Genomic DNA, 22,352 nt, shown 5'->3' with positions numbered 1-22,352 from the left:
TTGTGTTTTTATCAGGTTGTGGTAGAAAAGTTAGACAGTAATATCAAAACTATTCATAACAGCTATTCATAACTACAAGGAACAAGGAACATGTCCGACACTATCATTCAAGGCCAAGAACAAGCCGACCAAGCCGCCGCTATGCGATTTGCTGAAAACAAACAGTTCACGCAAATTATTTATATTTTGCAGTTGGTATCGTTAGTTATCGGTATTACCGCCATTGTCGGTATTGTCATGAACTACATTAAACTCGGCGAAGTGCGTGGCACTATGCTGGAATCGCACTTCCGCTGGCAAATTCGTACCTTTTGGTTCAGTTTACTGTGGTCAGTCATCGGCTTGATTTTGTCATTTGTCATGGTGGGCTTTTTGGTACTGCTTGCGGCCGTTGTGTGGTGGATTTACCGTGCTGTAAAGGGCCTGATTTACTTAAATGATGGCCGCGCTATGTACGTCAAGTAACTACGCCAAAAAGCACCTCAAATATGTGGTCGATGAGTTATGCATCGACCACCTCGCCTTCTAGGTAATACCAACGGCCCTGCTCGCGCACAAAATGTGACTGCTCTTCCATCACGCCAATATCGTCATCCACCTGAAAGTAAGCTTTGAAGTGCACATAGCCACGGTTGCCGTGGCTGCCTGTGGCGATGATTTGTAGCTGCAACCACTCGGGGTTGTCCTCTAAGGTTAAGCCTTCGGGCAACGTACTTGGGTGCCAGCTGCTGCGTACGTACTCGGTTAACCCACGGGCATAAGCGCTATAACGCGAGCGCATAAGCTCTTCGGGGGTACGTGGTAGCTTGGTGCCCGTGTGAAACGGCTCGCAACATTTAGCGTATTTGCCGCCACCGCAAGGGCACTTTTTACTCACCGGCTTATTCATATGGCCAGCCCTTCTTGTCAGACTTTGCTGCCGGCTTGTTAGGTGATTTTCCACGAGAAGGCTTGCTAGCAGAACGTGAACGTGCTCCTTCGGAATGCTTTGCCCATGGCGAGTTGCCTTTGTCACTCTGCGAGCGTTTGACTGCTAGCCCTGAGCTTTCGACCGGCTTTTTATATTTCGGCCGCTTACTTTTATGCCCTTCTGGTGCTAATCCGGTCGAATCAGCAATAGAGCCCATAATCTCTTCAAGTTCACGCTCGGTTAAATTGCGCCACTGGCCCACCTGCAGCGCACCTAGGCGCACATTCATAATACGTGTGCGCTCTAGCTTGCGTACTTCGTAGCCAAAATGCTCGCACATGCGGCGAATTTGTCGGTTCATGCCTTCAATGAGCGTTAGCCGAAACACAAACGTCGATAGCTGCTGCACTTTACAACGTTTGGTCATAGTGCCAAGTATTGGTACGCCGTTGGCCATGCCCTTGATGAAATCAGGGGTTATTGGCCGATGTACGGTCACCACGTACTCTTTCTCGTGTCTGTTGCCGGCGCGTAAGATCTTGTTCACCAAGTCGCCGTTGCTGGTTAAGAAAATCAGCCCTTGCGAATCTTTGTCCAAGCGCCCAATGGGGAAAATGCGCTTTTTGTGGCCGACAAATTTCTGAATATTATTGCGCTCAGCTGAGTCGGTAGTACTCACCACCCCCACCGGCTTATTCAACGCAATGAACACGAATTTTTCTTTGTTTTGCGCAGCCACTAAGCGGCCATTTACCCGCACTTCGTCGGTTGGCCCTACTTTGTCACCGACTACAGCTTTGCGTCCGTTTAAGGTCACTTGCCCTTGCTCAATATAGCGATCGGCCTCGCGGCGCGAGCACATACCGCTTTCGCTAATAAATTTGTTCAGACGTACGGCATCTCGTTGCTGAGGTTGATTTGGCTGCATCGGTTTGAAAGTACCTTCAATCAATTTGCTTACGTTAATAGGGTAAGTTTATCAGAATGTACGCCTAAGTATGACCGAAAAGACGACTTTATGAGGTGGCTTTTTTCTGGGGTTAGATTATTCTTAAATTAATTTAATGGTGTAATATTACACCAATAGTGCCAATACGACAGACCAACAGCTAAGGACATCAAACATGACCCGACAAAGTATTACACTGACTGAACAAAATGACCTATGGCTGCGTGAGCACGTTGAGGTGACAGGTGAATATGCAAGTAAGAGTGAATTAATAAACGATTTAATCCGCCGCGCGCGCCGTGCAGAAATGCTCAATGAAAAGCTTCAAGCGGCTGAATATAGCGGCTTTACAGATCAGTCAGCTGAACAGATTTTACATGAGTTTAAAGAAAGTCTGAGAAAATAGCCGGTGGCTTCGTATAAGCTATCTCATGCAGCCAAAGCCGACCTGCAACGAATTTATTCTTACGGTTACCAGACATTTGGTGAACACGCGGCAGATGTCTATTTTTATCAATTTTTTGAAGCCTTTGAACATATCGCTCAGAACCCTTTGAGTTTTCCAGCAGTAAGTCACATTAGACAAGGCTATCGCCGCAGCGTATGTGGCGTTGACAGCATTTATTATCGTGTGAACGAATCAGGCGAGAACTCATTCAGTGTCGAGATCATGGCCATTCTGGGTGGCCAAGATCTCGATACGTGGCTTTAGTCTTGTGGTACGCGCACCCAACCTTCCATGAGTACCCGCGCGCTGCGGCTCATGATGGCTTTGGTGACCGTCCACTCACCGTTTACTTGTTTGGCTTCGGCGCCTACGCGTAAGGTTCCGGATGGGTGACCAAACACCACCTGATTACGGTCGCCACCACCGGCAGCTAGGTTAACCAAAGTGCCAGGCACTGCGGCAGCCGTGGCAATGGCGACAGCGGCTGTGCCCATCATGGCGTGGTGCAATTTGCCCATCGACATGGCGCGCACTAACACGTCAATGTCACCGGCGCTAATGGCTTTGCCACTAGACGACACATAGTCAGCGGGCGGTGCCACGAAGGCTATTTTTGGCGTATGTTGGCGCGCGGCGGCTTCGTCAACAGAAGCAATTAAACCCATTTTCACAGCACCATGCGCACGCAAGTTTTCAAACATCAGCAAGGCATCGGCGTTTTCGTTAATCGCGCCCTGCAACTCCGTGCCGGTGTAACCAATATCCGCAGCGTTGACGAAAATAGTCGGAATGCCTGCGTTGATAAAGGTCGCCTGCAGCTTGCCTAAGCCTGGCACTTCAAATTCGTCCACCACATTGCCAGTTGGAAACATGGAGCCACCGTCGCCATCGTCATCAGCAGCTGGGTCCATAAATTCCACTTGCACTTCGGCGGCTGGGAAGGTCACGCCGTCAAGTTCAAAGTCACCGGTTTCTTGCACTTCACCGTTAGTGATAGGCACATGCGCCACAATGGTTTTCTGAATATTGGCCTGCCAAATGCGCACCACGCAGGTACCGTTATCGGGTATACGCGATGAGTCAACCAAGCCATTGCTAATAGCAAATGAGCCAACCGCAGCCGTTAAGTTACCGCAGTTGCCGCTCCAGTCAATAAATGGCTTATCAATGGACACTTGGCCAAACAAATAATCCACGTCGTGATCAGGGCGCGAGCTGCGCGACAAAATCACCGTTTTACTGGTGCTTGAGGTTGCGCCCCCCATACCATCGGTGTGTTTAGCGTATGGATCTGGGCTGCCAATAACGCGCAACAACAGTTTATCGCGTGCTGGGCCCGGCGTTTGTGCCGCGGCGGGTAAGTCATCCAGTTTAAAAAACACCCCTTTCGAGGTGCCGCCACGCATATAGGTGGCGGCAATTTTTAGTTGTGGAGGAAAAGCCATCGCGATTACACCTCACCCGCTAAAAAGTCTTGTGCAAAGCGCTGCAACACACCACCGGCCGAGTAAATTGATACTTCTTCGGCGGTATCTAGGCGGCACTTGGTTGGCACTTTGACGGTGTCACCATTGGCGCGATGAATGACTAACGTCATTTCGGCGCCTGGCTGCACATCGCCTTCCACATCAAAGGTTTCGGTACCATCAATGTTCAAGGTTTTGCGCGTAGTACCCGCTTCAAATTCTAGCGGCAGTACGCCCATACCGATTAGGTTGGTACGGTGAATGCGCTCAAAGCCTTCGGCCACAATACATTCAACACCAGCCAAACGCACACCCTTAGCCGCCCAATCACGCGACGAGCCCTGACCATAGTCAGCACCAGCCACAATAATCAACGGCTGCTTGCGCTCCATGTAGGTTTCAATGGCTTCCCACATGCGCATGGTTTTACCGTCTGGTTCAACCCGAGCTAATGAGCCTTGAATAACCTCGCCCACGTCGTTTTTCACCATTTCGTTAAATATTTTTGGGTTGGCAAAAGTGGCACGTTGCGCCGTTAAATGGTCACCACGATGGGTGGCGTAACTGTTGAAGTCTTCTTCGGGCAAGCCCATTTTCGCCAAATATTCACCCGCAGCGCTGTCTGGCAGAATGGCGTTAGAAGGTGATAAATGGTCGGTGGTGATGTTGTCACCCAACACCGCCAACGGGCGCAGACCTTTGAGACTGTTCGCCGACGCAAATGAGCCTTCCCAGTATGGCGGACGACGAATGTAAGTACTTTGCGGACGCCAGTCATATAACGGGTCAATTTTTTCGCCATACTCAACGTTTAAACTAAACATTGGGTCATACACCGTGCGGAACTGCTCGGGTTTCACCGCCTGCTTCACAATCGCATCAATTTCTTCGTCACTTGGCCAAATATCTTTCAAAGTCACTGGGTTGCCGTCTTGGTCTGAGCCCAGTACGTCTTTTTCGATGTCAAAACGAATGGTACCGGCAATGGCATAGGCCACAACTAACGGCGGTGATGCCAAGAATGCTTGTTTGGCATACGGGTGAATACGGCCGTCAAAGTTACGGTTGCCCGAAAGCACTGCCGTTGAGAACAAATCGCGCTCAATAATTTCTTGCTGAATTTTCGGGTCAAGCGCGCCGCTCATACCGTTACAGGTAGTACAGGCAAAGCCAACCACACCGAAGCCTAAGTTTTCTAGCTCAGGTAACAGGTTCGCGTCTTCTAAGTACATTTTGACGGTTTTTGAACCCGGCGCTAACGAGGTCTTCACCCACGGCTTGCGAGTTAGGCCTAATTTGTTCGCGTTACGCGCAATCAAGCCTGCCGCAATCATGTTGCGTGGGTTGCTGGTGTTGGTACAGCTGGTAATGGCCGCAATAATCACTGCGCCGTCAGGCATTAAGCCGCCTTCCGGTTGTTCAATATGCTTGGCAATGCCACGCGAGCTTAGCTCGGCTGCTGGCAATAACGCGTGCGGGTTCGAAGGCCCTGCTAAGTTACGTTCAACTTTTGACAAATCAAAGGTCAACACACGCTCGTATTCAGCGCCTTTCATGCTGTCAGCCCACAAGCCCGTGTGCTTGGCATAATGCTCAACCAGCTCCACTTGCTTGTCGTCACGGCCGGTAAGTTTCAAGTAATCAATCGTTTGCTGATCAATGTAGAACATGGCAGCGGTGGCACCATACTCAGGCGTCATGTTTGAAATGGTGGCACGGTCGCCTACCGACAAGGCATCAGCACCTTCACCAAAGAACTCAAGGTAAGCACCAACCACGCGCTCTTTGCGCAAGAAGTGGGTAATGGCAAGCACCAAGTCAGTGCCGGTAATGCCAGGTTTCAGTTTACCCGTTAACTCAACACCAATAATATCTGGCAGGCGCATGTATGAAGCGCGACCAAGCATCACGCTTTCCGCTTCTAAGCCGCCTACGCCCACAGAAATAACACCTAAGGCGTCAACCATCGGCGTATGGCTATCGGTACCGACACAGGTATCAGGAAACGCCACGTTGTCACGTACTTGCACCACCGGCGACATTTTCTCTAGGTTGATCTGGTGCATAATGCCGTTCCCCGGCGGAATGACGTCAACGTTTTTGAACGCGGTTTTGGTCCAATTAATAAAGTGAAAACGGTCGTCGTTACGGCGGTCTTCAATTTGACGGTTTTTCTCAAACGCGTCTTTGTCAAAACCAGCGTGCTCTACCGCCAATGAGTGGTCAACAATCAACTGAGTGGGCACCACTGGGTTTACTTTCGCTGGGTCACCGCCTTTAGCAGCAATGGCGTCACGCAAACCGGCTAAGTCAACCAATGCGGTTTGGCCCAGAATGTCGTGGCATACCACGCGCGCCGGGTACCATGGAAAGTCGAGATCACGTTTGCGATCAATTAACTGCACTAAGCTTGCGGTTAAGTCTTCTGGGTTGCAGCGGCGCACTAACTGCTCCGCTAAAATTTTTGAGGTGTATGGCAGGCCGTCATAAGCGCCTGGCTTAATCGCTTCTACCGCGGCACGCGTATCATAATATTGCAGCGTGGTGCCCGGGAGCGGTTTACGAAATTCAGTATTCATGGCTATGCCTCTTTAGTGAATGAATGATAACGACAGAACAGCCAAAAAGAGGCACCGAAGTGCCTCTTTATTCTCTGCTTAGCGGTCTTCTAAAGCAGGTACAGGGCGTGGGCCTGGGCCAGTATAGTCGGCACTTGGGCGAATAATACGGTTATTCGCACGCTGTTCTTTCACGTGTGCAGTCCAGCCAGTTACCCGTGACATCACGAAAATAGGCGTAAACAACTTGGTTGGAATGCCCATGTAGTGGTATGCCGACGCATGGAAAAAGTCAGCGTTCGGGAACAATTTCTTCTCACGCCACATCACGTCTTCACAACGCACTGATACATCGTACAAACGGGTATCACCAAACTCTTGTGAAAGCTTTTCTGACCACTCTTTGATGATGTCATTACGTGGGTCGAATTCACGATAAATGGCGTGACCAAAGCCCATGATTTTCTCTTTGCGCTCAAGCATGCCCATTAGGGTTTGCTCAGCGTCATCGGCGTCTTTCATGTTTTCAATCAATTCCATCGCCGCTTCGTTGGCGCCGCCATGCAATGGGCCACGCAATGAGCCAATCGCACCAGTTACACATGAGAAAATATCTGACAAGGTTGATGCACACACGCGGGCAGTAAAGGTTGATGCATTGAACTCGTGCTCTGCATACAGAATTAACGACGTGTTCATCACGTCAGTGTGTAACTTTGACGGCGCTTTGTCGTGCAATAAGTGTAAGAAGTGCGCACCAATTGAATCGTCATCAGTTTGCGTTTCAATGCGCTTGCCTTCATGGCTAAAACGGTACCAGTAAAGCAAAATGCTTGGGAAAGTCGCTAACATGCGATCAATTTTGTCATCCGCTTGGCTGAAGTCTTCTTCTGGCTCAATGTTGCCCAAAAATGAACAACCGGTACGCATCACGTCCATTGGGTGCGCGTCTGCTGGAATACGCTCCAACACATCTTTGAGCGCCTGTGGCAAGCCACGTTGCTTTTTCAAACGCGCTTTGTACTCAGCTAATTGGTTTTTATTGGGTAATTCGCCACGTGACAACAAGTAAGCCACTTCTTCAAACGTGACTTTGTCAGCGAGTTCTTTAATGTCATAACCGTAATAGGTTAAGCCAGAACCGCTTTTACCAACGGTACAAAGGGCGGTCTCGCCCGCTACTTGGCCGCGCAAACCGGCGCCTGTTAATTTCTTCTCAGCCATCTTTAACTCCTTATTTGATTCGTAATTCGTGCGCTTCGCTGTTCGTAATTCGTGCGCTTCGCTGTTCGTAATTCGTGCGCTACGCTGTTCGTACGTGCCTGCACTCTTCGAATAGCGTAGCGGACGAACAGTGAGCAGCGCGAACGTACGAATAACGAACAACGTTTTTATTTTTTAAACAGTGAATCGAGTTTGTCTTCGAACGCGTGATAATTTAAGAAATCATACAACTCCGCGCGCGTCTGCATGCTATCGACCACATCTTTTTGGTGACCCTTGGTTAAAATGCTCTCATACACATTTAATGCTGCTTTGTTCATGGCACGGAACGCACTTAATGGATACAGCACTAATTCAATGCCAACTTCCGCTAATTCGTCTTTGCTGAACAATGGCGTGGCGCCAAATTCGGTAATGTTAGCAAGAACTGGTACGTTTAGGGCGTTAGTAAATGCTTGATAGTGCTCTAACGTGTGTACGGCTTCGGCAAAAATGGCATCGGCACCAGCTTCAACGCAAGCTTGGGCGCGCTCAATCGCGGCTTCTAAGCCTTCTTGTTGGAATGCATCGGTACGCGCCATAATATAAAACTGGTCATCAATACGTGCATCTACTGCCGCTTTTACGCGATCGACCATTTCTGCTTGCGAAACAATCTCTTTGTTAGGGCGGTGACCACAACGTTTCTGAGCGACTTGGTCTTCGATGTGGAAGCCTGCTGCGCCAGCGCGGGTCATTTCTTTCACCGTACGGGCAATGTTAAACGCCCCACCCCAACCGGTGTCGGCATCAACTAACAATGGCACGTCGGTGGCGCCAGTAATACGGCGAATATCTTCGCACACGTCGTTCAATGAGGTCATGCCTAAGTCTGGCAAGCCAAATGATGCGTTCGCCACACCTGCGCCTGACAAATATAGTGCTTGGTGACCTACACGCTCAGCCATCATAGCTGTGTATGCGTTAATGGTACCGACAATTTGTAGCGGTTTGTTATTGGCAATGGCTTGGCGAAACTTCGCGCCAGCACTGTGAACTTTAGTCATGTTGCGTTCCTACTTGTTGCAGTTTTAATTCGATGTTGCCGCGCGAGGCGGCAATGTGACGGCGCATCAATAGATCCGCCAATTCGCCATCGCGACTGGCGATGGCATTTATAATTGCTTTGTGTTCGTCAAATGCGCGTGACACGCGTGGGCCATTCATGCCCAGCTGAACACGATACATGCGCACTAAAAAATACAGCTCGTCGCACAGCATGTTAATCAAATACGGGTTTTTGCTGCCAAGAATAATGCGATAGTGAAAATCGAGATCGCCGGCTTCTTGATAATAGCTTTCGCCTTCGCGAACTCGTTGTGACTGTAAGTGTTGGTCAAGCAACGCGCGTAATTGTTCAATTTCATGCTCGTCCATATTTTCGGCTGCTAGTCGGCACGCTAACCCTTCAAGCTCTTCGCGAATTTGGTATAGCGCTTGTAGCCCTTCTGCCGACAATTTAACTACCCGTGCACCGGCATTTGGTATACGCTCAATTAAATGACAACGCTCTAAACGTGCCATGGCCTCGCGCAGTGGTGCTCGACTAACGTTGAATTTACGTGCCAGTTCGGGTTCGCTAATCTTACTACCAGCAGGTAGTTCACCTTCAACAATAGCGCGTTGCATTTCTAGTAGCAGCCGGTCTGAAGATGTCACAGGCAACCGCCCTAATAGGCTTTGAAAGGTTTCACCCATAATTGTCGACATGAAAACCTCTTCAGCTGAACGATTGAGCTATTTTAAGCGGATAATTTTCAAATTCCAAGCTCAAAGTCAAACTAATTGTCGACAATTTTGCAGTTCACTTCAAAATTAAACTAAAGTTCAACTAAAACATTGAACTAAAGCGTTGCTAACTACGTAACGATTCAGACAATAATAGGTTAGAAAAACCAAGGACAAAGCGAGTATGACCCAATATTGGCATCAGTTTTTTGATCTCGGGCAGTCGGTACTGCCACTGATTGCAGGAGAACATCACCTTGGATTGGTGGTTTTATCGTTCGCAATTGCATTGCTAGGTGCCTATACGTCATTGCTTACCTTAGTTCGCGCCAATTCGTATAGAAATCCGTTATATCGCCACGGCTGGTTACTTGTGAGTGCAGTCATAGCTGGTTTAACGGTATGGAATATGCATTTTATTGGCATGCTCGCCTTCAAAATTCCGTTAGCAATTGAGCATCAGCTTGGGCTCACTATAATTTCTGTGGTTCCGGCCGTACTTGCCAATTGGTATGCGTTAGGCACACAGCTTAAGTTAACCCCACAGTATGTGCCGAGTTTATCAAAGAGCCTATTTGCCGGCGCTGTGCTTGGCGTTGGTATTGGTGGTATGCACTATATTGGCATGGCTGCAATGCAGTTTAACGGTGTGTTGCTCTATCACGTCGGTTGGTTCCTCACCTCGATAGTGGTGGCACTCACACTAGGCGTTATTGCCATGCTAACCTACCGAAACCTAGCGCGATATGAACAGCGTTCATCGATAGATCGTTTCGCAAGCCGTTTGCTGCCTGCAACTGTTATCGCCGTAGCGATAAGTGGAATGCATTACACGGCAATGACCGCAGCGCGGTTTTATGGCATTGTTGAGGCACACGGCTCACATGTTCACTCTAATTGGTTAGCGTATGTGATTGGTTTTGCCGCCGTCATTGCTGCGGTTGTGGCAGTTGTCGGCACCAAGGTAGATAAACGTCTGTATTTGCAAACCAAATCACAACGCGAAGCAAAACAGATCATTCATCACTTAGCCACTCAAGACGCGCTCACTGGGCTTGCCAACCGGCAACAACTACTCGAACATCTCGAGCAGTTACCTGTGCAGTTTTACGCTTTAGTTGTTTTCGACTTAGATAAATTTAAAGCACTCAACAATACCTACGGTGCTTCGTACGGCGACATGCTTTTGCGCCAAGTTGGCGAGCGTTTAAACAAGCTCAATTTATTTTGTGCGCGCACTGGCGGTAATGAATTTGTGTTAGTGCTGCCTTGCCCCCACGAGCAGAATGTTAGCCTTTCGCAAAACACAACATTGGCGCGAATCAAGGAAATTCAGGCACAACTTGAGGCGCCATATCAACTAGGGCACTTTACCCATCTTTGTACGGTATCTATTGGTATTACGCGTTTTCAGGCCGGTGGCGAGCCAGATGTGATATTGGGCGAAGCCAGTTTGGCCCTCGCCCAAGCCAAACTAAATCATCACCATAGCGGTATTGAAATATTTCGCTCTGAGCTTGCCGAACAAGCAGCGAAGCGCATTGCCTTGGAAAGTGATTTGCGGCACGCAATGAACCAACAGCAATTGCAGTTGTTTTTGCAAGGCCAAGTAGACCCGCAGGGCAAGTTGGTAGGTGCTGAAGGTTTACTGCGCTGGCAACACCCACAGCGTGGTTTTATTTCTCCTGCGGAATTTATTCCGTTGGCAGAAGACACTGGCTTAATTATTCCTATTGGCCGCTGGGTTATTGAGCAAGCCTGCGCCATTCTTAAACAATGGCAACTAAGCAGTAACACCGAAACCTTAACACTTGCCATTAACGTCAGTGGTCGACAGTTTCAGCAACCCGACTTTGTTGACAATTTATCGCGACAAATAAAACAAGCCGGTATCAACCCACAACGCCTGAAACTTGAAGTCACTGAGAGCTTAATGCTACATGATGTTGAGTTAGTGGCTGAAAAAATGAAAGCGCTGACAAAGTTAGGCGTACACTTTGCCATTGACGATTTTGGTACTGGGTATTCGTCGCTTTCGTATTTAGCCGAGTTGCCTTTTGAAACGCTTAAAATTGATATTTCGTTTGTGCGTGACATGTTGACGCAGCCTTCTATGGCCTCAATTGTAAAAGCCATTGTTCAGCTGGCTGAAAGTTTAAACTTAACCACCGTTGCGGAAGGTGTCGAAACGCCAGAGCAAGCAGCCTATTTAAAACAACTAGGCTGCCATGCGTTGCAAGGCTATTTATTCAGTCGCCCCGCTCCGTCCGCAGCGTTTGATGAGGCGCTCCATATACACTAATGGCTAAGCGGCGCTGGGTGTCGTAGTACACATTATAGCCAACCGAGACGCGTTCTTGGTTGGCGTTGGCATCCGTTTTAATGACGGCAGCACTACACAACACCTCGCCCGTTGCAAAATTAGTTCGTAACGTATGTACCTGTTGAATTTTGATGTGCTGCATGGTTGGTGCTTGATTCTTGATAACACGCAACACCTCATCGACGGCTTTATCAGAACCACACCCTGGGGTGAAATCTGAGCATGCTGTTGTCGACAAGCAAGCCACTATAGCACTTGCTGCAATTCGTGTACGTTGAAAACAAATCATCACCGCATTAACCTCTACACGCTCTTCGCAAACTAGGCAACCGAATTAGATGGAGTCCTTTCCTAGTGCTGTATCCCTACGCATCTATCGGGAGATAGATAACTTTTTGATAACATCTTTGTATTATATTTGACACCAGAAGAGCATAGAAATCTTTGCAATGAAAAGCAATATAACATTCGCTATTCAGGCATGTGCGAGGGTGTTAGTTTTTCTCGGTAATTCGGGTAAACGTATTGTTTTGAAACACATCGTTGAGTATCGATTGTTCCATATAACTACGCATTCCAGATTTGGTAGGGAAACGAATAATTAGGTGAATTTCGCCGGCGGCAGGCACAGATATTGTCACCCGAGGTTCGGCCGAGGGAACGTCAATACCGCGGTGATCACTCATGCGCTGCATATAACGCTTCGCTTGTTCCACATAATCAGCACAATGACGATTGGCCGATTCTAGCAACGCCTGTTGCGCGGCTGGCCAGTCGTCTTCGCGCTTAAACGGCACGGTAAAAACATGGAGTACAAAGTCATGGGTGTAGCTTTCGTTAACTACGGGTTCAGACACAAACAATGAGTTAGGAATTGCGATCATGCGCCCGGTGCGTTGATGGGAAAATTTGCCTGGACCAACCTCTAAAATAGTTGTTGCCAGCAGGTTTTGATCAATCACGTCGCCGCGAAATTCTTTTATTTGAATACGGTCACCGATACTAAAGGCACTACCGCCCGACTTCACTAAACTGCCGGTTAAACACATAATAAGTTCTTTCGTGGCCACCACAAAAGCCACGGCTATTGCCACAATACCTAAGGCTAAAGTACGCAGCTCTTCAGCCCAAATAAGCATTAAGCCGAGCACCATGAATAACAATAGGACATTCCGCGTTTGCACTAACCAGCGGCGGCGTAGGTCGGTAGCTTTAACACTTTTTCGAATAAACTTGGCCAAAATTGCCCGAATAAGCAAAATTGCGGAAATAAGAATTAACGTCGCAATAACCGGACGAAACAGTTGCTCGGAAAATTGAAATTCGTTGAACAAATTTGTTAGTGAGTCCGTATACATGGTTGTTAATCCTGTCTCCTGTGTGATGTGCAGCGTCATGATACACCTAAACAATCATTTAAGCTGCAGCTTCAGCGTAAGGCTCGAGCAAAGTCTCACTTTATGCTATCTTTTATAGCCCAACAAGAGGAGTAAATGTATGTCTCTTAAACATATTTTTTTAGCAAGTGCCGCTTCTGTGGTCATTTTTTCTCAAACCGCAGTAGCCGATACTTGGCAATTAGACAGCAATAGCTCGGTATTGAATTTTGTTTCCGTTAAAAATGATCATGTTGACGAAACTCACCGTTTTACTGACATTCAAGGTAAATGGGTCGACGGCGAGATTACTATTGAAATTCCGGTAACCAGCTTGGATACCCAAATTCCTATTCGTAACGAGCGTATGCTCAAGCATTTGTTCAATGCTGAAGATTACAGCATAGTCAGCGCGACAGCGAACTTAGAAGAGAAGCTGTTGACCGACATGCCGGTTGGCGATTCACTGCCGTTGATGGTTGATATTACGGTATTTATTGCGGGTAAGAGCGAAACAATACAAAGCGCACTGCAAGTAACACGCTTGGCAACTGACCGCTTTTTAGCGACCACCACGCAACCGATTAATATTGACGCCAAAGCCTTTGGTTTGGTCGCGGGCATTGACCAGTTACGTGAAATTGCTGGTTTGCAACGTATCGACTACAACGTACCTGTCACATTCAGCGTGCAGTTTACGCGCTGATGGCAGAGGTTCGTTTCGCTCAAGCGCAAGATATTGCGCAAATTGAGGCCCTCGAGTTAGCAACCTACGCGCACGAGGGCTACCCCGCCGCTCTTTTTTACCAAGCGCTGGCACAGTGGCCAACAGGTTTCATTGTTTACTGTGAAGCCGACTCTGTGCTTGGTTATTTGTTAGCCGCCCCAGGGCAGGCGAATGAACAATGGATTATGTCGGTGTTAATTGCAGAGCAAACCCGCGGGAAAGGCGTTGGTAAACAGCTATTAGCCTATTATTTAAATGACTTGGCAGATTCAGCGTCTGCGGCGCAAATAAAGCTTACAGTTGCGCCCTACAACCATGCGGCGATTGCTTTATATGAAAAGTTTGGCTTTAAAAAAATCGACTTTTTGCCTAAATTTTTGGGCCCAGATGCCGATCGTATACTTATGGCGTTGCAAGCTAGTTGACCAACAACTGGCTTGTTACATATAGTGACGAAATAAGATCATAAATAATAAAAGGCAATCATCTTGGCCAAGCTTCGAGTAAATCCTTATGTCGTCTCGGCGGCCTTATTTACCATAGTCATCGCAACCCTAACCATAGGTGTTCTTGGGTTGTTAATGAATACTGTGGTTGAACCTGAAAGCTTGTTTGAGCGCATGTTATCAAACACAGCGTCGCTATTGAGTATTGCCATTAGTTTCGCTATTGCCGGTTTGTTATTTAAGCGTCCGGCATTGCAGCGAGTAGCCTGTATCGGCATTCTATTGCTCGCTCTTCACAGCCTATTAGTTGGAACCAACTTAGCGAACATTTTGTTTATGTCCTGGCTGAACCACGTAGAGGCCTCATTTTCATCTGCCACTATTGTTCTGTGTGTCATACTCAGTGTTATGCTGGGATTGAATCCAGAACACCCTGTACAACGGCTGTGGATACGTGTTACTTCGGCGCTCGTAATCTTTGTTTCAACGACCGTGTTAGCCCTGCACGTCACTCCCGATGGTTTTATGTGGGTTGGCCCACACCCTGACATTACGAGTTTAGCTGGCGTACTGTTTCTTATCATCGGCATTGCTTACCAGTTACTTTCATTACAGCCCAACCAACGCCCTGCACTGCCTTCAAAGCCCGCTATGTTGGTTGGCACCTTATGTATTGTGCTCACTGGCTCGCTCTGGTATTTCATGGGGTACCACAGTTTAAAAGATATTCAAGACGAAGCCGAACGTGAAATTGAGCGCATCGCCAATGCCCGCGCGACTATGGCAATGGTCAATGTGCAATTAATGGAGCGCATGACCGAACGCTGGGAGGTCGCTGCTCGTAACAACCAGCCCTTCGATAAACATGCCGATGTTCAAGCGTACCTGCGCGACATTCCTCATTTATTAAGTATTACCGCCTTAAATGATTCCCGCTCATCGCTGTGGCACGAATTTAGCAAATCTGCACCATCCTCAGGCCATCGTATTCTGGCCGATGCAGAAGTTCAGCAGTGGTTAATGGAAGATCATTCAGATACTTCTTTTTTAATTCCAGAAGTGCCCTATATCAACACACAATCAACCGCGTTGGCGGTGATGATGATCCCTATTGGCGATGAAGTTAGCGACGTTCGTTTTCTGTTTGCGGTGTTCGATTTAAACCGCATGATGAACCCCGCCACACGCTTAACCAATAACCACATTAAAATTTATACGCAACTAAACGAAACGGCTGAGCGTAGTTTTGAAAGCAATAAACCAAGCCATAATAATGAGTTAGTGTTGGCAAGCACTACCCTAGCCATGTCTCACGGCCCTGAGCTAACGCTACATGCCGCACTGTACGACTTCAAAGAACTTAGCACGGCTGCGAACATGCGCACCGCTATCGTCGCGCTCGGTATTTTGTTTAGTCTTGCTTTTGTTCTTATGATTGAGCAAAACGCCGCACTACGACGTCATAGTTTGCGCTTGACGAGCACACAGCGCAAATTACGCCAACAGCAGCATGAACTTAGCTTAAACGAGCAGCGCTACAAGAGCTTATTCAGTCACCATCCTGATCCCGTATTTTCATTAGACTGCGATGGTTGTTTTTCTCACGTCAACGACGCTTTCTGTGAGCAAGTTGAAGTAACTCGTGAACAGGCACTGCAGTTGCACTTTGGCGTGTTTTTGAATGAACAAGATCTGATGAGAGTCGGGAATATTTTTGAGCAAGTGATTACTAAAGGTGAGAGTAAACGGTACGAAACACTCGTTGAAACCTATACGACTAAAACCTCAAAAATCTTCGATATCACCAATTTGCCAATAATCATTGATGGCAAAATACTGGGCACATTTGGTATTGGAAAAGATGTCACCCACTTGAAAGAGCAAGCGGAGCAGTTAGCTTATCAGGCTGGCCATGACGGTTTAACCGGCCTACTCAATCGGGCCGCCCTTGAGCAACACCTGAATGAGCTTATTCAAAAGCAGCAGCAAGCTCCGCACGACGGCGTTATGGCTGTGCTGTTTATCGATCTCGATGGTTTTAAGCCGGTCAATGACAACCTCGGCCTTGAAGTGGGTGATGATATATTACGTCAAGCCGCGGCTCGGTTAGAAACCTTAAGCCAGAAAAATGATTTGGTGGCGCGTTTTGGCGGCGATGAATTTGTGTTTGTACGGTTCGATTTCACCTCGCAAGCGCAGGTCGAGGAATTCGTTAAGCACACCATGCAGCTCATTGATGAACCTTATCAGGTGGGTGCACTTGGCAGCCAGCAAAAAATCTATCTCACCGCAAGTATTGGCGTTACTCTTTATACCCCACAGGTTAAGCAAGCGGTTACCTTGATACAGCAAGCTGATGTGGCCATGGCTCGCGCTAAACAGCAAGGTCGCAATCATTACCAATTTTTTAGTAGTCAGCGTAAATCAATGTCGCAAAGCGATATTATTTTGCGAAGCCAATTTCAGCATGCCATCGATACCGAAAGCTTACAGCTCTATTACCAACCAATCATTGATCTGACTACCGGTAAATTAGCTTCTGTCGAAGCGCTCATGCGCTGGACAAGAGAAGACGGAAGCAGCGTATCTCCAGCTGAGTTTATTCCCCTTGCTGAAGCCACTGGGCAAATCATTCCGGCCGGAGCTTGGTCATTGAAGCAAGCCTGTACCGATATTCATATTCTGCAGCAGCATGGCGTGCCTCGCGTGGCGGTTAACCTGTCGGCATTGCAGTTCCATAGAGCCAACTTTTTTGAGCAAATTGAGCGAATTCTAGTTGACACTAATACCCCAACAAACATGCTGGAGCTGGAGTTAACCGAGAGTATTTTGATGGAAAATACATCAAATGCCATTCAGGTTCTTGAGCGGTTGCGAAATTTAGGCATTGGCGTTGCCATTGATGATTTTGGTACCGGTTTCTCAGGCTTGAGTTACTTAAAAACTTTACCTGTATCTAAATTAAAAGTAGACCGCGCTTTCATTAAAGAACTGAGTGAGTCTTCTAGCGACCAAGTCATTACGCAAGGTATTATCAATATGGCTCATCAAGTGGGGCTTGAAGTGGTTGCTGAAGGGGTTGAAACTGGCGAGCAAGTGCAGTTATTGAAACAATATGGCTGTGGCTTTGCCCAAGGTTTTTACTATGTGCGCCCCATGGCTTTAGCCGATTTAATTATGTATTTAAAAACCACCGACCTGGTTTAGGCCGGTGGTTTTTCATCGTTAGCAGAGCAACGAGTGCTACGACGTTTTTAAGTCATCATCATGCTCTTGCAAGTCCCACGGCAAGCTTGCCGGCGAAATATGCATAAACTGCAAGTAGTTCTCAAATTGGTTAATCACGTCATTGATAATGTCGTTCGGTTCATAACCATATAAGTCATAGGCTTGTCCGCCTTGGCGTAAAAACACCTCAGCACGATAATATTCACGATCACGCTTATCATTTTTATCACCGCTCATGGCGAACTGTGGCCGTTGATACGCACGCATACGAACTTCATAATTAAAGTCGACTTCGTTTTCCTTTTGCACCGTCAATATAGCGCGAACGTTATCCGCTTCGTACTGTGTTTTAGCATCCCAGCCTTTGCCACCAAGCTCTTTGGCAACGTCGGCTAAGCACTCCATGACTGTATGTTCAACAAACTCACGGACTTCGGTTTGACGAGGGAAATCAACCACCCCAGCAAGGCGTTTTTTCCAATAGCCTGGGCCGGCATGCACACCTCGACGGTGCGTCCGCATTGCGGTTTTCAAGCTTTGATATTGATGCCCTTCAATGACTAAAGCACGCCACATGCCAAAGGCAGCAATGAGAATTATTACCGCAAACGGTAACGCACTAGTTATTGATGCGGTTTGCAATGCCCCTAGCCCACCAGCTAATAACAGCACACCGGCCACAACACCTTCAAGTGTGGCCCAAAATACACGTTGCCACACAGGGGTTTCACTGACTCCGCCGGAGGCTAACGAGTCAATAACCAAAGAGCCAGAGTCCGATGAAGTAACAAAGAAAGTCACAATAAGAATGACGGTGGCAACGGATAGCAGATTCGTCCAAGGTAAGTTCTCATAAAGCTTAAATAAAGCAATAGCTTCATCATTTTGCACTTCGGTAATCAGCGTGGTGTAGCCTTCATTCATGATCATATTTAGCGCGGTGTCACCAAATACGCTAAACCAGAAAAAGGTAAACATAGTCGGAACAAACATCACGCCAAACACGAATTGGCGAATGGTGCGGCCACGGCTAATTTTCGCAATAAAAAGCCCTACAAACGGCGCCCAAGCAATGGTCCAGCCGAAAATAAATAGGGTCCAGTTACCTATCCAGTCACTGCGTGAGTACGCTTGTAAATTAAAGGTACGCTCGACAATATTGTTTAAGTACGAGCCGGTATTCTGTAGGTAAGTTTCTAGAATATGGACTGTTGGGCCCGAAAAGAACACAAAGAATAAAATAAGCAGTACCAACACCATATTCACATAAGACAAACGCTTCACGCCTTTGTCTAAGCCAGCCACCACCGACATAATGGCAAATAACGTAATCACGCCAATCGCGATAACTTGTACCGTGGTGCTAATAGGTATTTCTGGCCATAAATAATTCAAGCCTGCATTAATTTGAATCACCGACAGACCCAATGTAGTGGCAATACCGAACATGGTGCCCAGAATAGCAAAGGTGTCTACCGCATGCCCTGCTGGACCATGAATTTTCTCGCCAATTATAGGGTACAGCGTAGAGCGCATTGATAACGGCAGGCCATGACGAAAGGAAAAATACGCCAGTACTAAACCGACTAAGCCGTATATGGCCCAAATATGGAAGCCCCAGTGAAAGTAAGCTATTTGCATCGCTTGCTTGGCCGAGTCAACGGTTTCAGCGGCACCGACTGGCGGGCTGGCGTAGTGCAATACCGGCTCTGCCACACCAAAAAACAGCAAAGCAATACCATAGCCGGCTGAAAACAACATCGCGAACCATGCTGGGAAACTATATTCGGGTTCCGCATGATCTGGCCCTAGCTTAATTCGGCCCCACTTAGATATCGCAACCCCGACAATAAACACCAGAAAAATCGCAACCGCAAGCATGTAAAACCAACCAAAGTCTTTGGTTATCCATGCTAATACGTCGCTAAAAACCTCACCCGCTAATTCCGGGTTACTTAATGTTCCTATAACCAACAGTGCGATAACCGCCACAGCTGGTATAAAAACCGGTAACAGTATCGCGGAGTTCCATTTAGGTTTGGTATTTGCCATTCGCTTCTACTCCTTGTTGAATTTGTTATTTAACCCTATGCGCTTACAGCAAAAATTTCAAATGAAGACAAGTTCTGATAATTTATTACCTTAGGCTATTCACCAATAAAAGGAAAAACGTTCATGCTGCATCGTGTTGCCGGCCCAGTGGCTGCAATTATGAGCTATTTAATCGCTGTTTACGGCTTTAACATGCCGCTAGCGGCCGCATGGACACTTGCCACCACCATTTGGGTGGCATGGTGGTGGATAACCGAAGCCTTGCCGCTACCCGTTACCTCGCTACTGCCATTTGTGTTGTTGCCCATTGGCAACGTGAGCAACGTTGGCGAGGTATCCGCAGCATTGGGGAACCCAATTATTTTGTTGTTTATGGCAGCTTTTATGCTCGCCAAAGCCGTTGAAATTAGTGGCGTACACAAACGCATTGCTATGGGCGTAGTACGCAGCCTAGGTCAAACAAGCGCGCGCCGCATGGTGTTTGCCTTTATGGTGGCTACGGCGTTTTTATCGATGTGGATCTCTAACACGGCGGCTGTATTGGCGTTACTTCCTGTAGCTTTGGCTCTTGCAGACGGTAGCGAAGACATTAATTTTCAACGCGCGTTGTTACTTGGCTTAGCTTACTCAGCTTCTGTGGGCGGTATTGCAACCCTGATTGGCACCCCTCCGAATCTTATATTTGCGTCGGTTTATGAAAATATTACCGGTACCAACTTTGGTTTTATGCGTTGGATGACGATTGGTATACCGCTTGTGGTGGTTGCGATTCCGATAATGGCTTGGTGGCTAACACGCAATTTAACCACGCACAACTCACTACGCATTGAAGCTGTCGGCCCCATGCGCAGCGCAGAAAAGCGCGTGCTACTCATTTTTGGCGTGGTGATTGTGTTGTGGATGACGCGCACAGCCCCGTTTGGCGGTTGGGCTATGTGGTTAGGGCTAGGCGGTGTTGGTGACGCCACAGTGGCCTTTATGGGTGTTTTAGCGTTGTTTATTTGGCAAGACCGTGACGGCAATGCGTTGCTTGAATGGCGCGACGCAGTTGCTATTCCTTGGGGAATTTTGTTGCTATTTGCTGGTGGTATTGCCCTTGCTAACGGCTTTGTAAGCAGCGGCTTAAGCACTATTATTGGTGACGGGCTGCAGGGGCTTGCCGGCCTACCCTTGTGGTTACTTATTTTAAGTTTGGCGTTGGCTGTGAGTTTCTTAACCGAAGTAACGTCCAACACCGCCACTGCGACATTACTGATGCCGGTACTTGCTGCCGCGGCTTTTGCCTTAGAGTTGCCGCCAGAAATGCTAATGATTCCAGCGGCAATTGCCTGCAGTTGCGCTTTTTGCTTACCGGTTGCGACGCCGCCTAACTCGATTGTGTTTGCCGCTGAACGTTTAACCATTAAAACCATGGTCCGCGAGGGTATGGCGTTAAATATTATTTTAGCGGTGTTAACCACCGCGGTGGTCATGCTACTCGTGTAACCAACCGCCCACTGTCCACACAGGGGCTTGGGCGCCTATAAATGTAGCACGCCCATATAATCGGCGATATTAATGTCGTACGAGGTCGACTGTTTGAGGTAGTCAGACATAGCTTCAAGCGCGTCTGGCTCGCCATGTACCAAATGAATTTGTAGATCATGCGGCAGCTGTGAACTTTTTAACCAGTCACCAATTTCACTGTAATCAGCATGGCCAGACAAGCCGTCAAGGTGGCGAATACGGGCTTTAACTTGCAACCACTCCCCGTGTACCTTGATGCGCTCAACCCCTTGCGACATTTTCGCGCCGCGTGTGCCGCCAGCTTGGTGACCAGAGAACAATACCGTAGCACGATGATCGGCTAACCAATGTTTAAAGTGGTGCAAAATACGCCCGCCCGTCGCCATGCCACTGCCGGCAATAATGATATGCGGCCCGGTTTGCTTGGCGATTGATTTTGAGTCTTCCACACTGCGGGTTTCAGTGACGGCTTGGTCTGCGGCGTGGCACTGCGCTGCGCTCAACCGATGAAATTGGTGGTGACGACTATAAATATCGGACGCTTTAATGGCCATTGGGCTATCTAAAAAGATCGGTAAGCGCGGTATTTTTCGCTCAGCCATCAGCGTTGCCAACATGTGCTCAAGCACTTGGGCCCGCCCCACTGCAAAGCTTGGTATCAGTAACACCCCACCATTCGCTGCCGCTTCGTTCACCACGTCAGTCAGTTGCTGCCAAGGGTCTTCTGGGTCATGTCGGCGGTCACCGTAAGTTGACTCTAACAACAACACATCAACCGCCGGCATGGGCTCAGGGGGGTTCATAAGAATGTCGTTTGGCCGCCCAATATCGCCGCTAAAACCAATGCGCTTGCCATTATGTTCAGCAATAACGCTGGCAGCGCCCAAAATGTGGCCGACCGGGTTTAAATAAAAGGTAATATCGCCCACGCTAAATTGCGTTTTAAAATCAACCGGCTGCAGCATTTTTAACGCAGCATCAGCGGTTGCCTCATCATAAAGGGGTTCAGGATTTTGGTGGCGTGACAATTTATGGCGCTGATAAAACTTGGCATCTTCCTCTTGAATTCGCCCACTATCGGGCCATAGCAATCCACATAGGTCAGCGGTGGCATGGTGGGTAAATACGGGGCCGCGAAAACCATGTTTATACAGTACTGGAATAAAGCCTGAGTGGTCTAAATGCGCGTGAGTCAGCACAATGGCATCAACGTTTTGAATACCCATTGGCAGAGGCTGCCAATTGCGCCGGCGTAGCCATTTGTAACCTTGAAACAACCCGCAATCAACTAACACACGAGTGGTATCGGTTTCCAATAGATACTTTGAACCAGTGACGGTTTCGCAACCACCCAAAAAAGTTAAATGCATAA

General features: G+C 48.0%; 19 protein-coding genes. 8 read left to right on the top strand and 11 right to left on the bottom strand.

The genetic code is table 11. The features are described from left to right. Positions 1–90 precede the first annotated feature (90 nt). Complete coding sequence (locus BM334_RS11340; protein ID WP_241970985.1) at positions 91–465, top strand: DUF4870 family protein; 375 nt, start codon at positions 91–93, stop codon at positions 463–465. Between the two features lie 37 nt (positions 466–502). On the opposite strand, the gene BM334_RS11335 is transcribed toward BM334_RS11340, so the two are convergent. Both BM334_RS11335 and rluF read right to left on the bottom strand, forming a co-directional pair. Next, positions 503–889 (bottom strand): YchJ family protein, encoded by a 387-nt coding sequence (locus tag BM334_RS11335; protein ID WP_092841815.1) that lies wholly within the window; start codon positions 887–889, stop codon positions 503–505. Beyond that, the gene (gene rluF / locus BM334_RS11330) at positions 882–1,838 is read right to left on the bottom strand and encodes a 23S rRNA pseudouridine(2604) synthase RluF (RefSeq protein WP_092841813.1); all 957 of its coding nucleotides are present in this window, start codon (positions 1,836–1,838) and stop codon (positions 882–884) included. Before rluF ends, BM334_RS11335 begins: the two co-directional genes overlap by 8 nt. Before the next feature lie 196 nt (positions 1,839–2,034). Here rluF and BM334_RS11325 point away from each other — a divergent pair, with 196 nt between their 5' ends. Beyond that, positions 2,035–2,265 carry a ribbon-helix-helix domain-containing protein gene (locus BM334_RS11325; protein ID WP_055438807.1) on the top strand — a complete coding sequence of 77 codons (231 nt, stop codon included), beginning with the start codon at positions 2,035–2,037 and terminating at the stop codon, positions 2,263–2,265. A 3-nt stretch (positions 2,266–2,268) separates the two neighbouring features. Next, the gene (locus BM334_RS11320) at positions 2,269–2,571 is read left to right on the top strand and encodes a type II toxin-antitoxin system RelE/ParE family toxin (protein WP_092841811.1); all 303 of its coding nucleotides are present in this window, start codon (positions 2,269–2,271) and stop codon (positions 2,569–2,571) included. Here BM334_RS11320 and prpF read toward each other — a convergent pair. The 5 genes from prpF to BM334_RS11295 all read right to left on the bottom strand — a co-directional run bounded on the left by prpF (position 2,568) and on the right by BM334_RS11295 (position 9,304). Then, positions 2,568–3,752, bottom strand: a complete 1,185-nt coding sequence (gene prpF / locus BM334_RS11315; RefSeq protein WP_092841810.1) for a 2-methylaconitate cis-trans isomerase PrpF — start codon at positions 3,750–3,752, stop codon at positions 2,568–2,570. The genes BM334_RS11320 and prpF overlap by 4 nt on opposite strands. Before the next feature lie 5 nt (positions 3,753–3,757). Further along, positions 3,758–6,352 carry a Fe/S-dependent 2-methylisocitrate dehydratase AcnD gene (gene acnD / locus BM334_RS11310; RefSeq protein WP_092841808.1) on the bottom strand — a complete coding sequence of 865 codons (2,595 nt, stop codon included), beginning with the start codon at positions 6,350–6,352 and terminating at the stop codon, positions 3,758–3,760. A 78-nt stretch (positions 6,353–6,430) separates the two neighbouring features. After that, the gene (gene prpC / locus BM334_RS11305) at positions 6,431–7,555 is read right to left on the bottom strand and encodes a bifunctional 2-methylcitrate synthase/citrate synthase (protein ID WP_092841806.1); all 1,125 of its coding nucleotides are present in this window, start codon (positions 7,553–7,555) and stop codon (positions 6,431–6,433) included. Between the two features lie 167 nt (positions 7,556–7,722). Next, positions 7,723–8,601 (bottom strand): methylisocitrate lyase, encoded by an 879-nt coding sequence (gene prpB / locus BM334_RS11300; RefSeq protein WP_092841803.1) that lies wholly within the window; start codon positions 8,599–8,601, stop codon positions 7,723–7,725. Next, positions 8,594–9,304, bottom strand: coding sequence for a GntR family transcriptional regulator (locus BM334_RS11295; RefSeq protein ID WP_241970986.1), 711 nt, complete (start codon positions 9,302–9,304; stop codon positions 8,594–8,596). Before BM334_RS11295 ends, prpB begins: the two co-directional genes overlap by 8 nt. A 202-nt stretch (positions 9,305–9,506) precedes the next feature. Here BM334_RS11295 and BM334_RS11290 point away from each other — a divergent pair, with 202 nt between their 5' ends. Then, positions 9,507–11,624, top strand: a complete 2,118-nt coding sequence (locus tag BM334_RS11290; RefSeq protein WP_092841801.1) for a putative bifunctional diguanylate cyclase/phosphodiesterase — start codon at positions 9,507–9,509, stop codon at positions 11,622–11,624. Here BM334_RS11290 and BM334_RS11285 read toward each other — a convergent pair. Then, a complete protein-coding gene (locus BM334_RS11285) occupies positions 11,572–11,934 on the bottom strand; it encodes a hypothetical protein (protein WP_092841799.1) in 363 nt (120 codons plus the stop codon). The genes BM334_RS11290 and BM334_RS11285 overlap by 53 nt on opposite strands. 205 nt (positions 11,935–12,139) lie before the next feature. Next, positions 12,140–13,003 carry a mechanosensitive ion channel domain-containing protein gene (locus BM334_RS11280; RefSeq protein ID WP_092841797.1) on the bottom strand — a complete coding sequence of 288 codons (864 nt, stop codon included), beginning with the start codon at positions 13,001–13,003 and terminating at the stop codon, positions 12,140–12,142. Between the two features lie 139 nt (positions 13,004–13,142). On the opposite strand from BM334_RS11280, the gene BM334_RS11275 reads away from it, so the two are divergent. From BM334_RS11275 to BM334_RS11265, 3 genes are all read left to right on the top strand, one after another. After that, positions 13,143–13,727 (top strand): YceI family protein, encoded by a 585-nt coding sequence (locus BM334_RS11275; RefSeq protein WP_092841795.1) that lies wholly within the window; start codon positions 13,143–13,145, stop codon positions 13,725–13,727. After that, on the top strand, positions 13,727–14,173 hold the full coding sequence (locus tag BM334_RS11270) for a GNAT family N-acetyltransferase (RefSeq protein WP_092841792.1): 447 nt from the start codon (positions 13,727–13,729) through the stop codon (positions 14,171–14,173). The genes BM334_RS11275 and BM334_RS11270 overlap by 1 nt, the downstream gene beginning before the upstream one ends. Positions 14,174–14,236: 63 nt before the next feature. Next, entirely contained in the window at positions 14,237–17,401 is a 3,165-nt protein-coding gene (locus BM334_RS11265) for a putative bifunctional diguanylate cyclase/phosphodiesterase (RefSeq protein WP_126801851.1), read from the top strand. 36 nt (positions 17,402–17,437) lie between these two features. Here the strand turns inward: BM334_RS11265 and BM334_RS11260 are convergent, their stop codons facing one another. After that, positions 17,438–19,474 carry a BCCT family transporter gene (locus tag BM334_RS11260; RefSeq protein WP_092841787.1) on the bottom strand — a complete coding sequence of 679 codons (2,037 nt, stop codon included), beginning with the start codon at positions 19,472–19,474 and terminating at the stop codon, positions 17,438–17,440. Positions 19,475–19,597: 123 nt separating this feature from the next. Between BM334_RS11260 and BM334_RS11255 the strand changes: the two genes are divergently transcribed. Further along, positions 19,598–20,959 carry an SLC13 family permease gene (locus BM334_RS11255; RefSeq protein WP_241970987.1) on the top strand — a complete coding sequence of 454 codons (1,362 nt, stop codon included), beginning with the start codon at positions 19,598–19,600 and terminating at the stop codon, positions 20,957–20,959. Between the two features lie 35 nt (positions 20,960–20,994). On the opposite strand, the gene BM334_RS11250 is transcribed toward BM334_RS11255, so the two are convergent. After that, complete coding sequence (locus tag BM334_RS11250; protein ID WP_092841785.1) at positions 20,995–22,350, bottom strand: MBL fold metallo-hydrolase RNA specificity domain-containing protein; 1,356 nt, start codon at positions 22,348–22,350, stop codon at positions 20,995–20,997. Positions 22,351–22,352: the final 2 nt, after the last annotated feature.

The organism is Pseudidiomarina donghaiensis (assembly GCF_900116895.1).
GTDB classification, from domain to species: Bacteria; Pseudomonadota; Gammaproteobacteria; order Enterobacterales; family Alteromonadaceae; genus Pseudidiomarina; species Pseudidiomarina donghaiensis.
Note: the sequence above shows the minus strand (reverse complement) of the source record. Positions and strands in the feature narration are given on the sequence as shown.